Genomic DNA, 12,403 nt, shown 5'->3' on the forward strand with positions numbered 1-12,403 from the left:
TCAGATGTCGTCGACGGAGGACGACTCGAACCGGGAGGAGATGTTGATGCCGAGCTCTTCCGCAGCGCGGTAGACCTCGTCATCGGTGTCGCGCAGGCTGACCGCGGTGCCGTCGGCCGAGAGGACCTCGACGTTCAGGCACAGGGACTGCATCTCCTTGATGAGGACCTTGAAGGACTCGGGGATGCCCGGCTCCTGGATGTTCTCGCCCTTGACGATCGCCTCGTACACCTTCACGCGGCCGAGGATGTCGTCCGACTTGATGGTGAGGAGCTCCTGGAGCGCGTAGGCGGCGCCGTAGGCCTCGAGGGCCCACACCTCCATCTCGCCGAAGCGCTGTCCACCGAACTGCGCCTTACCACCGAGCGGCTGCTGGGTGATCATCGAGTACGGGCCCGTCGAGCGCGCGTGGATCTTGTCGTCGACGAGGTGGTGCAGCTTCAGGATGTACATGTATCCGACCGAGACCGGGTCCGGGAAGGGCTCCCCGGAGCGGCCGTCGAACAGCTGCGTCTTGCCGGACGAGCCGATCAGGCGCTCACCGTCGCGCGTCGGGGTGGTGGAGTCGAGGAGCCCTGCGAGCTCCTCCTCCGCCGCGCCGTCGAACACGGGGGTCGCGACCTTGGTGCCGGGCGCCGCCTCGCGGGCGTGCTCGGGCAGGCGCGCGGCCCACTCCGGCTCGCCGTCGACCTTCCAGCCCTGCTTCGCGATCCACCCGAGGTGGATCTCGAGGACCTGGCCGAAGTTCATGCGGCCGGGGACGCCGAGCGGGTTGAGGACGATGTCGACCGGGGTGCCGTCGGCGAGGAACGGCATGTCCTCGACCGGCAGGATCTTCGAGATGACGCCCTTGTTGCCGTGGCGGCCGGCGAGCTTGTCGCCCTCGGTGATCTTGCGCTTCTGGGCGATGTAGACGACCACGCGCTGGTTGACGCCCGAGCCGAGCTCGTCGTCGCCGTCCTGCGCGTCGAACACCTTGACGCCGATGATCGTGCCCTGCTCGCCGTGGGGCACCTTCAGCGACGTGTCGCGGACCTCGCGGCTCTTCTCGTTGAAGATCGCGCGGAGCAGGCGCTCCTCGGCCGAGAGCTCGGTCTCGCCCTTGGGCGTGACCTTGCCCACGAGGATGTCGCCGGGGCGGACCTCGGCGCCGATGCGGATGATGCCGCGCTCGTCCAGGTCGGCCAGGAGCTCCGGGCTGACGTTGGGGAGGTCGCGGGTGATCTCCTCCTTGCCGAGCTTGGTGTCGCGGGCGTCGACCTCGTACTCCTCGATGTGGATCGAGGAGAGGACGTCGTCCTTCACCAGGTTCTGGCTGAGGATGATCGCGTCCTCGAAGTTGTGGCCCTCCCACGGCATGAACGCGACGAGCAGGTTCTTGCCCAGCGCGAGCTCGCCGTTCTCGGTGGCGGGACCGTCGGCGACGACCTCGCCGACCTCGATGCGCTCGCCGGCCGAGACGACCACGCGGTTGTTGTACGACGTGCCCTGGTTGGAGCGGTCGAACTTGCGCAGGAAGTAGGTCTGCGTGCCGCCCTCGTCCAGCTGGACGGTGACGGAGTCGGCGGAGACCTCCTGGACCACGCCCGCCTTGTCGGCGGTGATCACGTCGCCGGCGTCGATGGCCGCGAAGCCCTCCATGCCGGTGCCGACCACGGGCGACTCGCTGCGCAGCAGCGGGACGGCCTGACGCTGCATGTTGGCGCCCATGAGCGCGCGGTTCGCATCGTCGTGCTCGAGGAACGGGATGAGGGAGGTCGCGACCGACACCATCTGGCGCGGGGAGACGTCCATGTAATCGACGCGGTCGGCGTCGACGAGCTCGACCTCTCCGCCCTTGGGGCGGACGAGGACCTTGCCCTCGGCGAAGTGGAAGTCCTTGGTGAGGGGGGCGTTCGCCTGGGCGACCAGGTACTCGTCCTCCTCGGACGCGGTGAGGTAGTCGATCTGCTCGGTGACGCGACCCGCGACGACCTTGCGGTACGGGGTCTCGATGAAGCCGAACGAGTTGATGCGCGCGAAGGACGCGAGCGAGCCGATCAGGCCGATGTTCGGGCCTTCCGGGGTCTCGATCGGGCACATGCGGCCGTAGTGCGACGGGTGGACGTCGCGGACCTCGACGCCGGCGCGCTCACGGGAGAGACCGCCGGGGCCCAGCGCTGACAGGCGGCGCTTGTGGGTCAGACCCGCGAGCGGGTTGTTCTGGTCCATGAACTGCGACAGCTGCGACGTTCCGAAGAACTCCTTGATCGCGGCCACCACGGGGCGGACGTTGATCAGGGTCTGCGGCGTGATCGCCTCGATGTCCTGCGTGGTCATGCGCTCGCGGACGACGCGCTCCATGCGGGACAGTCCGGTGCGGACCTGGTTCTGGATCAGCTCGCCGACCGCGCGGATGCGGCGGTTGCCGAAGTGGTCGATGTCGTCGACGTCCAGGCGCAGGTCGACCGGGGCGCCCTCGCGCACGCCCGGCAGAGTGGTGCGTCCGTCGTGCAGCGCGACCAGGTACTTGATGGTCGCGATGATGTCCTCGACCGTCAGGACCGAGTCGGACAGCGCCTTGTCGATGCCGAGCTTGCGGTTGATCTTGTAGCGGCCGACCTTCGCGAGGTCGTAGCGCTTGGAGTTGAAGTAGAAGTTGTCCAGCAGCGCGCGCGCGGCCTCGGCGGCGACCTGCTCGCCCGGACGGAGCTTGCGGTAGATGTCGCGGAGAGCGTCCTCCTTGGTGAGGATGTTGTCCTTCTCGAGCGTCAGCTCGATCGACTCGTAGCCGGCGAACTGCTCGAGGATCTCCTCGCTGGTCAGGCCGAGGGCCTTCAGGAAGACGGTGACCGACTGCTTGCGCTTGCGGTCGATGCGGACGCCGACCTGGTCGCGCTTGTCGATCTCGAACTCGAGCCACGCACCGCGGCTGGGGATCACGCGAGCGGAGTAGATGTCCTTATCGGACGTCTTCTCCTGCTGGCGCTCGAAGTACACGCCGGGCGAGCGGACGAGCTGGGACACCACGACACGCTCGGTGCCGTTGATGATGAACGTGCCCTTCTCGGTCATGAGCGGGAAGTCGCCCATGAAGACCGTCTGGGTCTTGATCTCACCCGTGAGGTGGTTCATGAACTCGGCCTCGACGTACAGCGGGGCGGCGTAGGTCTTGCCGCGCTCCTTGCACTCCTCGATCGTGTACTTCTCGGGCTCGAGGTACGGGTTCGTGAAGCTCAGCTGCATCGTCTCGCTGAGGTCCTCGATCGGGGAGATCTCCTCGAAGATCTCGTCCAGACCGGAGTTGGCGGGGAGGTCCTCCCGGCCGGCGGCCTTCGCCTCGGCGACGCGGGTCTTCCACGCCTCCGAGCCGACGAGCCAGTCGAAGCTCTCGGTCTGCAGTGCGAGCAGATCCGGAACCGTCAGGGTGTCGCTGATCTTGGCGAACGAGAGACGCGATGCGCCGCGTCCGTTCTTGGGTGAGGTGGTGGTTGCGTTGGGCGCAGCAGCCAAGGAAGGAACCTCCGTAGACCCTCGCGGGTCTCAATCTGTGGGATGTGTGGAGTGGGCTCCCGCCGGGCGGGCCGACACTCCCCTGTCCGCACGCCGCAGGGACCGGTTCGACGCGGTCTTCGGGGTGGGGGCTAGAGTGTGGCATCGGCATCCACCATCTGATGCCGGGTTCCGGTGACCTGCCTACCGCAATATGAGGGCGTGGGTACTCGGGAGCGCAAAGTACAAATATAGATGCATCGCGCCACGCCGCGCAAGTGCTGATCCTTGCGCCGTGTCCCGGGGTCCGGTATACGTCCGCCGCCGAGCGGACGCCGCGCCCCTCCTCCGGCGCCGTCCCTCAGACTGAGGGGATGCAGGAGAGAACCGGCCGCCGACGCGGCGACGACGCCGAGCACCCCCGAGCCGTCCTGGCCAGCGGCTTCCTCGCGACGATCGAGGCCGACCGCCACGCGTCGGACGCCGCCACCCTCGTCGTCGACGGCACCCCGCAGTCGCACGTCGACCTCGCTGACCCGACCCACCTCTCGTTCGAGTACGTGCGCCGCATCGGGCATGCGATCGACCTCCTCGCGCCGGAGGGCGAGGCCGTCACGGCTCTGCACCTGGGCGCGGGCGCTCTGACGCTCCCCCGCTACGTCGCCGCGACCCGGCCCGGCTCCCGGCAGCAGGTCGTCGAGATCGAGGGCGCGCTGGTCGAGCTGGTGCGGGAGGCGCTCCCGCTCCCCCGGGGCGCGCAGATCCGCATCCGGCAGGGCGACGCCCGCGAGGTGCTCGGCAAGCTGCCGCCCGGACTCTTGGGCAGCATCGACGTCGTCGTGGTCGACATCTTCTCGGGCGCGCGCACTCCCGCCCACGTGACGAGCGCCGAGTTCTACGCGGCGATCGCTCCGCTCCTCGCGCCCCGCGGCGTGGTGGCGGTGAACGTGGCCGACGGAGGGGCGCTCGCGTTCGCCCGCGCGCAGGCCGCGACCCTCGCCTCCGTCTTCGCGCACACCGCGATCGTCACGGACACGCAGATGCTCAAGGCGAAGCGCTTCGGCAACGTGGTGATGCTCGCCTCCGCCTCGCCCCTCCCCCTGGACGGGCTGCCCCGGCGCCTCGCCTCCGACCCCGCGCCCTCGAAGCTCGTGCAGGGACGGGAGCTCGAGAACTTCGTGGCGGGCGCCTCGGTGGTCACCGACGACACGGCCACCCCGTCCCCGCTGCCCGCGCGGAGCATCTTCCAGGTGCGCCGCGGCTGATCCGCCCCGACGGTCCGGCGGCCTGCGCGCGTCACCCGGGGAGCCGGCGCGTGTGCCCGTAAACTGGACCGGCCGCAGCGGCCTCCCGCCCGTCGCGCACGACCTGCGACGCACCGGATCCGCAACCCACGAGGAAGCACTGCTCTGAGCATCATCATCCGCCATGACCCCGCGACGCTCCGCGAGGAGATCGACGTCGACGCCGCCCAGGAGCGCCTCGAGGAGATCGGCGCGCTGCGCTCTCTCGCCGCCCTCACCGAGAAGACCGAGCTGCTGCGCCTGCTCGGTCGGATCGACGAGGCCTGGGACGTGGCCAACGAGGCCGTCCGCCGCACCCGCTTCTCGGGCGACCGCGCCGAGCTCCTCACCGCGCGCGTGCGCCGCGCCCGGCTCATGCAGCTGCGCGGGCGCACCGACGAGGCGCTGTCGGAGCTCGCGCTCTGCGTCGAGGAGGCGAAGACCCACGAGTGGCACCTCGAGCACTCGTTCGCCCTCAAGCACCGCGGCCTGACCTTCTTCGAGCTCGGCGAGTACGGCCGGGCGGCCCGCGACTTCGACGCCGCCACCGCCCTCGGCGAGCGCGTCGGCGTGCCGGAGGAGGAGCTCGAGATCGCCCGGCTGGGCGTCTCGGCCGCGACCGAGTTCCAGGGCGGCGCGGCGCGCGACCGCACCGACGGCTCCGTCCGCGGACGCCGCCGGGCCGACGGCGCGCACGACGCGGCGACCACCGACGACGCGGCGACGACCGACGACGCCGGCACGACCGACGGCGCCGACCGGTCCTGACGGCCCCTCGAACGGGAGCACGGACGCGTGGCTGAGCTCGAGCAGGTCTCTCGATGGGCCGAGGAGCTCTTCGCCGAGCACCTCGACGCCACGTGGAGCTTCGGCTTCGACCACGCGCGCACCCGCGGGGGCGCCTGCCACTGGAGCGACAAGCGGATCACGCTCTCGCGTCATCTCGCACCCCGGTGGAGCGACGAGGAGGTGCGGCAGACGCTGCTGCACGAGATCGCGCACGCCCTCGCCGGACCCCGTGCCGGTCACGGCGCCGCGTGGCGGAGGATCGCCGCGGACCTCGGGTACACGGGGGCGCGCACGCACAGCAACCCGACCGCCGACGAGCTCGCGCCCTGGGTCGGCGCGTGCCCGAGCGGCCACGTCTTCTACCGCCACCGCCGACCCGGCAGGCCTCTCGCCTGCGGCCGCTGCGCGCGGCGCTTCGAGCCGGCGAACGCCATCGAGTGGCGCCGCCGCACGGTCCCGTCGGCGTGAGCACGACCGGCGGACCCCGCGCGATCCGGGGCCGCGCTCCGAGCACGGGGCAGTGGTTCGAGGAGGCCGACGGGCGCCGCTGGTGGTTCGACTCCGGCAGCACGGCGCTCGACTTCGCGTACACGGGTCCGATGCACGGCGCTCCCGGCGAGCGCCTCGACTCCGACGGCGCACTGGCGTCCTGGCTCGCCGCTCGCTTCGACGCCGTGGGCGAGGAGGCGCGCGACGCACGACTGGCCGACGCGCTCGTGCTGAGGGACGCGATCGCGCGCCTCGCCCGGGCGGCCGAGCGGGGCGGCTCCGCCGCGGGCGACGCGGGCGACGTCGACGTCGTCAACCTCTTCGCGGCGATGCCGGACATCCCCCCTGCGCTCTCCGGAGGGACGCGGCAGGCGGGGCGGACGTACGCCGCGGCACGACAGGCGCTCTCGACGATCGCGCGCGAGGGCGTGGAGCTGCTCGGCGGATCAGGGGCGGGGCGGTTGCGGCGCTGCGCCGCCGAGGACTGCGGGATGCTCTACCTCGACACCTCGCGGGCGGGGTCCCGCCGCTGGTGCTCGATGCAGCGCTGCGGCAACCGGGCGAAGGTCCGCGCGCACCGCAGCCGCAGCGCGGCGCGCGCGGACGACCGCTAATCGATGACGCGGACCTCTTTCCAGAACGCCACGTAGCCGGAGAAGTCCTTCCCTACGCGGTCGAACGCAGTCGGGTACGGCGTCGGGTACGACCAGGCGCGGTCCTTCAGGAGCCCGTCGTCGGACTTCACCGAGAAGTACTGGCACTCGCCCTTCCACGGGCAGGTGTAGGGCGTGTCGCTCGGCTCGAGCAGCTCGGTGGCGACGCTCGAGGGCGGGAAGTACCAGTTGCCCTCGATCGAGATGAGGTCGGAGTCGGGGGCGTCGGCGAGGACGACGTCGTTGAGGACGGCTTTCATGCGGGCCAGCTTTCGGGAGGGTCGCGTGCGCGGTGGGAGCGGAGGCGCTCCTTGGGAACGCTACGCCGCTGGGGGCCCGGTGGTCGAGTGGGCCGCCGGGCGCGGGGTGCTCAGCACCGTCACGGCGTCGACGGTGTCGACGCGGGCGGCGGCGGCGACCTCGGCGGAACGCCCCGCCTCCTTCAGAGCGCGGCCCGACGGGGAGGCGGAGAGCAGGTGGGAGCAGGCCCGTCGCAGTCCGTCGAAGGAGGCCGACGCGACCGCGGCGTCGGGCGAGGTGTGGTCGATCCCGAGGGAGATCAGGGCGTCGATCAGCGCGCCGGCCGCGAGCTGGTCCTCGAGGGCGAAGCGCGTCGCTCCGCTCTCGTCGGTGTCGCCCGCAGCGACGACGTTGACGCTGGTGCGGCCGCCGTTCTCGTGCTGGCGCTCGAGGATCCAGCGCGCGACGGCGGTGCGGTCGGCCAGGCCCGCCCGCACGACGTGGCCGTCGACCGACCCGGTGTCGAGGTCCGACCCGCCCGGCAGCGCGTCGACGACGACGGTGATGTGCGCCGGAGCGAGCACCCGCAGGGCCCGCGGGCCCCAGTCGAAGCGGATCTGGTAGGTCGACTGGTCGTGGGCGGAGGACGCGGCGTTCACCCTGACACGGTACCGGGCGCATACACGGCCGAGCGCTCCCGCGCACCCGGTGACGCCGACGGGCCGGGCGGAGGAGGATGGACGACGTGAAGGTGATGCTGAAGCACGTGCTCGACACCGACGTGGACTCCGCCTGGCGCGCTCTGCAGAGCCCGGCCGTGTTCCGCGAGGTGATGTCCCCCCTCCTGACCGCCGCCTCGCTCGACGAGGGCGGCTTCCGGCCGACGTGGGGGCTGGGCCCGCACGACGTGGCGATGGACGCCCTCGGGATCGTGCCGATGGGGGCGCAGGAGATCGACCTCTCCTACCGCCGCGTGCCGTCGATGCCGGACGTCCGGATCCTCCGCGACAGCGGTGCTCCGCTGACGGGTGCGCTCCGGCTGATCACCGCGTGGGACCACCGCATGGCGGTCGCTCCGCTCCCCGACGGGCGGACGCTCTTCCGCGACAGGCTCGAGTTCAGCGCCGGGCTCGCCTCGCCCGCGCTGTGGCCGTCGATGTGGGCGTTCTGGCAGTGGCGCGGCATCCGCATCCGCTCGCTCGCCCCGACCTGGCGACACGACGTGGGCGCCGATGCGCGCCCCCGCGGGGAGGCGGCGGAGTGAGCCCCGACGGCACCGCCGAGGAGGAGGTCGAGCTCTCGCGCGCCGAGCTCCTGCGCTTCCAGTGGCCCGCGAGCGAGGAGGCCGAGGAGACCGACGAGGTCTCGCCCCGCCGCCGACTCGCCTCGTCGATCGAGGTGGCCGACTGGCGCCGCCACGTGCAGGCGCTCTACGCCGAGGTCCGCCGGCTCTCGAACGTCGACCTGCTCGCTGCGCACGCCTCGTGGATCCGGGGACGCAACGCCCTTTTCGCGCACCACCCGTCCACTCCGCTGCTGCCGGTCGACCGCGCGCACTTCCGCTCGCTCCCGATCGCGCCCTACGACGCGTCCTGGCGCTTCGAGCTCGAGGTGCTGCCCGCCGAGGAGCCCCGGCGGATGGACGTGGAGACCGGGACGGACGGCACTGTGCCGTTCGAGCTGGTCGGCACGGTCGCGGTGCCGCAGGCCGGGACGCTCGACGTCTGGCGCCTCGCCTCCTACGGGGGCGGGCTGTTCGTGCCGGTGAAGGACGCGCTGGCCGGCCGGCCCGGCGGGACCTACGGCGGCGGCCGCTACCTCCTGGACACCGTCAAGGGCGCGGACCTGGGCCCGGGGTCCACTCCGTCGACCCTCGTCCTCGACTTCAACTTCGCCTACAACCCGTCCTGCGCCTACGACCCGGCGTGGGCGTGCCCGCTCGCGCAGGCGGGGAACACGCTCGGGGTCGAGGTGCCGGTGGGCGAGCGCTACAAGGGCTGACGCGGGCCCCGTCCTGCGCCGGAGCCCGGTCGTCCGCTAGGGTGGGAGGGTGCGAGCGCGAAGTCTGCGCTCCCCCGCGTCGTAGAACGCCCCTTGTCCGCTGAGGACTCTGAACGTCGAGGACCCCGTCCCGACCATCTGGCGCACCGTGCATGAGGCCTCCGGCCGCGCGCACAGCTTCGTACGGCGAACGGATGTGACCACCGTCACCTTCGCCCGAAAGCCGATCACCCGCGCCCGGCCACCCGCCTGCGCTGTCGGATCGGCATGATGCCCCGAAAGGCACCATCCATGTCGTCCATCCCCACCTTCGCCGCTCTCGGCGTCCCCGCTCCCCTCGTCTCGGCCCTGACCGCGAACGGCATCACCGAGCCGTTCCCGATCCAGGTCGACACGCTCCCCGACACCCTGAACGGCCGCGACGTCCTCGGACGCGGCAAGACCGGCTCGGGCAAGACCCTCGCCTTCTCCATCCCGATGATCGCCCGCCTCGGCGGATCGCTCGCCGGCGGCCGCCGCCGTCCGGGCCGCCCGCTCGGACTGGTCCTCGCGCCGACCCGCGAGCTGGCCACTCAGATCACGGCCGCGATGCAGCCCCTCGCCGACGCCTACGGCATCGTCACCACGACGATCTTCGGCGGCGTCTCGCAGCAGCGCCAGGTCGCGGCCCTCAAGCAGGGCGTCGACATCGTCGTGGCCTGCCCCGGCCGCCTCGAGGACCTGATGAAGCAGGGCTTCGTCAACCTCGACGCCGTCGAGATCACCGTGCTGGACGAGGCCGACCACATGGCCGACCTGGGCTTCCTGCCCGTCGTCACGCGCATCCTCGACAAGACCCCCCGCGGAGGCCAGCGCCTGCTGTTCTCGGCGACGCTCGACAACGGCGTGGACAAGCTCGTCAAGAAGTACCTGCAGAACGAGGTGCTCCACTCGGTCGACGAGGCCAACTCCCCCGTCGCGCTGATGACGCACCACGTGTTCGAGGTCGACGGCCTCGACGCGAAGAACGCGCTCGTGAAGACCCTCGCGTCCGGCACCGGCCGCCGCATCCTCTTCATGCGCACCAAGCACCACGCGAAGAAGCTCGCCAAGCAGCTCACCGGCCAGGGCATCCCCGCCGTCGACCTCCACGGCAACCTCTCGCAGGTCGCCCGCGACCGCAACCTCGCGGCGTTCGGCGCCGGCGACGTGAAGGTGCTCGTCGCGACAGACGTCGCCGCCCGCGGCGTCCACGTCGACGACGTCGAGCTCGTCATCCACGTCGACCCGCCCATGGAGCACAAGGCGTACCTGCACCGCTCGGGCCGCACCGCCCGCGCCGGCTCGGAGGGCGACGTCGTCACCGTCGTGCTGCCCACGCAGCGCGGCGACGTGAAGACCCTCCTGCGCAAGGCCGCCATCCAGGTCCAGCCCCAGCAGGTCACGGCCGACTCGGCCGCCGTCGCGAAGCTCGTCGGGAACGTCGCCGCGTACGTGACCCCGTCGGCCGTCGTCGAGCCCGTCCGCGGCCAGTCGCAGGGCGGACGCTCGCAGGGCGCCAACGCGCAGCGCAAGCGCGCGGCTCGCACCGACGGCACCGGCTCCGCTCCCCGCGGTGGACGGGGCGAGCGCTCGGCGGCTCCCGCCGGCGGCTCGGACCGTCCCCGTCGCGACCGCGCCGCCTCCTCCGAGGGCGCCGCTCGCGGCGGAGCCCGCGGCGGCCGCGGCCGCACCGCCGGCGCCGCCTCGACCGGTGGCGGCTCGCGCTCGTTCTACAGCACCGCGACCGGTGGGGCCTCCTCGGCCGCCCCGGCCGGCGGCGAGCGCCGCGGCGGACGTCGCGCCCAGGGCTGAGCTGATCGTGCGCCGCGGGGCGGCGCACCGCGGTCGGCTCGCGTAGCCGGTCGCGTCTCGCAGAGCGGGGTGCGACCGGCTACGCCGATCCGCTCGCACTCGGATCGGCGGTCCGCCTCGTGAGTGCTGCTTGCGGTGAACGTCGAGAGCGTCCGAGCTGACGAGTGATGAAGGCCGGGAGTCCCTCCCGTGGAGTGATCCACGCGGGAGGCACCCCGGCCTTCGTCGTTCCTGCGGCCGCTGACGCGACCGTGTCGACGGTGCCTGCGGAGTCGGTTCGGACCGGTGGAGCCCGGCGGATGACGGAGAGCCGCTCGTGGCCCAGGGCAGGCGCGCCGCGGTCGGGACGCAGGGCTCTCCGCGGCGAGTCGGTGTTCGCAACCGAGGTCGGGAGCGTGATTCGAGCCTCGGACGGTGCGCGATGACGCCCTCGGCCTCGATTCCGAACGGACCCGGGCCGCGGGAGCAGAGCCGGTCGCAGCAGACGGGCCCGGCTCACGTGCCCGGTCCGTCACCTGCGGCTCCGACGCAGACGGCCGTGCCGCATGTGGCACGACGAGCAGAACGTCGGCCAGGACCACGGCTCAGCCACCGTCGCGGCTGACGGGCGCTCTCAGCCGAGGTTCCGCTTCCCGCGGAGGACGCAACGCGCGTCTCCCGAGCGGAGCACCGAAGCCCACGGCATAGCCGAACGCGCGATCCGCATGCGAGCGGATCGCGCTAGGCGGAACGCACCACGCTCTCGGGAACCCGGCCACCTCGAAGAGCCGACCGCGGTGCGCGGCCTCACCTTGCACCGGAGAGGAGCGCCGAAGCGCACGGCGGAGCCGAACGCGTGATCCGCGTGCCAGCGGATCGCGCTAGGCGGAACGCGACCCGCTCTGCAGAACGCGACCACCCACGAAAGCCGACCGCGGTGCGCCGCCCCGCGGCGCACAGAACGACACCGTCGAACGCGCGATCCGCATGCGAGCGGATCGCGCTAGGCGGAACGCACCACGCTCTCGGGAACCCGGCCACCTCGAAGAGTCGACCGCGGTGCGCCGCCCCGCGGCGCACAGATCAGCGCAGCCGACCGACAGAGGCCAGCGCGGCGCGGACGAGTGCGCCGCGGCCGCCCTCCATCTCGGCCGAGACGGCCTCGGAGCAGGCCTCGTCGGGGGTCATCCAGGTGAGCTCGAGAGCGTCCTGGCGGGGCTCGCACGTGCCCGTCACGGGGACGACGTACGCGAGGGACACCGCGTGCTGGCGCTCGTCGGTGAAGGGGCCCATGCCCGGCATCGGGAAGTACTCGGCGACGTGGAAGGGCAGCGGGCTCGCGGGCAGCAGCGGGAACGCCATCGGCCCGAGGTCCTTCTCGAGGTGGCGGAAGAGCGCGTCCCGGAGGGTCTCGCCGTACATCACGCGGCCTGAGACGATCGTGCGGGTGATCTGGCCCGATGCCGTCGCGCGCAGCAGCACGCCCACCTCCGTCACCTGGCCGAGCCCGTCGACGCGCACCGGCACCGCCTCGACGTACAGCAGCGGGAGCCGACGGCGGATCTCGGCGAGTTCGTCGTCGGACAGCCACCCGGAGTTGGGGTCAGGGGTACGCACGCTCATGGAGCCATTCTTACCCCTCGTTGCTGTCCGTCCGGTTCCGTC

Annotated in this window: 11 protein-coding genes; 7 read left to right on the forward strand and 4 right to left on the reverse strand. The window is 72.0% G+C overall.

Annotation, left to right across the window (positions count from 1 at the left end; genetic code table 11):
• Window positions 1-3,492 carry a DNA-directed RNA polymerase subunit beta gene (rpoB, locus tag IOC53_RS04605; RefSeq protein ID WP_207403194.1) on the reverse strand — a complete coding sequence of 1,164 codons (3,492 nt, stop codon included), beginning with the start codon at window positions 3,490-3,492 and terminating at the stop codon, window positions 1-3.
• A 353-nt stretch (window positions 3,493-3,845) separates the two neighbouring features.
• On the opposite strand from rpoB, the gene IOC53_RS04610 reads away from it, so the two are divergent.
• The 4 genes from IOC53_RS04610 to IOC53_RS04625 all read left to right on the forward strand — a co-directional run bounded on the left by IOC53_RS04610 (window position 3,846) and on the right by IOC53_RS04625 (window position 6,646).
• Complete coding sequence (locus tag IOC53_RS04610; protein WP_207403195.1) at window positions 3,846-4,736, forward strand: spermidine synthase; 891 nt, start codon at window positions 3,846-3,848, stop codon at window positions 4,734-4,736.
• 309 nt (window positions 4,737-5,045) lie between these two features.
• Complete coding sequence (locus tag IOC53_RS04615; RefSeq protein WP_207403196.1) at window positions 5,046-5,522, forward strand: hypothetical protein; 477 nt, start codon at window positions 5,046-5,048, stop codon at window positions 5,520-5,522.
• Window positions 5,523-5,549: 27 nt separating this feature from the next.
• A complete protein-coding gene (locus IOC53_RS04620) occupies window positions 5,550-6,011 on the forward strand; it encodes a SprT-like domain-containing protein (RefSeq protein ID WP_207403197.1) in 462 nt (153 codons plus the stop codon).
• Entirely contained in the window at window positions 6,008-6,646 is a 639-nt protein-coding gene (locus tag IOC53_RS04625; RefSeq protein ID WP_207403198.1) for a CGNR zinc finger domain-containing protein, read from the forward strand. The genes IOC53_RS04620 and IOC53_RS04625 overlap by 4 nt, the downstream gene beginning before the upstream one ends.
• On the opposite strand, the gene IOC53_RS04630 is transcribed toward IOC53_RS04625, so the two are convergent.
• Window positions 6,643-6,945 carry a DUF427 domain-containing protein gene (locus tag IOC53_RS04630; protein ID WP_207403199.1) on the reverse strand — a complete coding sequence of 101 codons (303 nt, stop codon included), beginning with the start codon at window positions 6,943-6,945 and terminating at the stop codon, window positions 6,643-6,645. The two genes, IOC53_RS04625 and IOC53_RS04630, sit on opposite strands and share 4 nt — an antisense overlap.
• A gap of 60 nt (window positions 6,946-7,005) precedes the next feature.
• Window positions 7,006-7,584, reverse strand: a complete 579-nt coding sequence (locus IOC53_RS04635) for a 2-phosphosulfolactate phosphatase (protein ID WP_207403200.1) — start codon at window positions 7,582-7,584, stop codon at window positions 7,006-7,008.
• A gap of 77 nt (window positions 7,585-7,661) precedes the next feature.
• Here IOC53_RS04635 and IOC53_RS04640 point away from each other — a divergent pair, with 77 nt between their 5' ends.
• The 3 genes from IOC53_RS04640 (at window position 7,662) to IOC53_RS04650 (ending at window position 10,759) form a co-directional block, all read left to right on the forward strand.
• A complete protein-coding gene (locus tag IOC53_RS04640; protein ID WP_242682921.1) occupies window positions 7,662-8,189 on the forward strand; it encodes a hypothetical protein in 528 nt (175 codons plus the stop codon).
• Between the two features lie 128 nt (window positions 8,190-8,317).
• Window positions 8,318-8,926: a DUF1684 domain-containing protein gene (locus tag IOC53_RS04645; protein ID WP_207403247.1), complete on the forward strand. Its 609-nt coding sequence runs from the start codon at window positions 8,318-8,320 to the stop codon at window positions 8,924-8,926.
• Window positions 8,927-9,217: 291 nt separating this feature from the next.
• Window positions 9,218-10,759 (forward strand): DEAD/DEAH box helicase, encoded by a 1,542-nt coding sequence (locus IOC53_RS04650; protein WP_207403201.1) that lies wholly within the window; start codon window positions 9,218-9,220, stop codon window positions 10,757-10,759.
• 1,062 nt (window positions 10,760-11,821) lie between these two features.
• Here IOC53_RS04650 and IOC53_RS04655 read toward each other — a convergent pair.
• Complete coding sequence (locus IOC53_RS04655) at window positions 11,822-12,361, reverse strand: NUDIX hydrolase family protein (protein WP_207403202.1); 540 nt, start codon at window positions 12,359-12,361, stop codon at window positions 11,822-11,824.
• Window positions 12,362-12,403 lie beyond the last annotated feature (42 nt).

Origin of the sequence: Rathayibacter sp. SD072 (assembly GCF_017355185.1) — a bacterium.
Taxonomy (GTDB): Bacteria; Actinomycetota; Actinomycetes; order Actinomycetales; family Microbacteriaceae; genus Rathayibacter.

Bases quoted from the DNA above. Each gene is read 5' to 3' on its own strand.
- IOC53_RS04610 (WP_207403195.1), top strand. From the start codon at position 3,846: ATGCAGGAGAGAACCGGCCGCCGACGCGGCGACGACGCCGAGCACCCC.
- IOC53_RS04630 (WP_207403199.1), bottom strand. From the start codon at position 6,945: ATGAAAGCCGTCCTCAACGACGTCGTCCTCGCCGACGCCCCCGACTCC.
- IOC53_RS04640 (WP_242682921.1), top strand. From the start codon at position 7,662: ATGGACGACGTGAAGGTGATGCTGAAGCACGTGCTCGACACCGACGTG.
- IOC53_RS04650 (WP_207403201.1), top strand. From the start codon at position 9,218: ATGTCGTCCATCCCCACCTTCGCCGCTCTCGGCGTCCCCGCTCCCCTC.
- IOC53_RS04655 (WP_207403202.1), bottom strand. From the start codon at position 12,361: ATGAGCGTGCGTACCCCTGACCCCAACTCCGGGTGGCTGTCCGACGAC.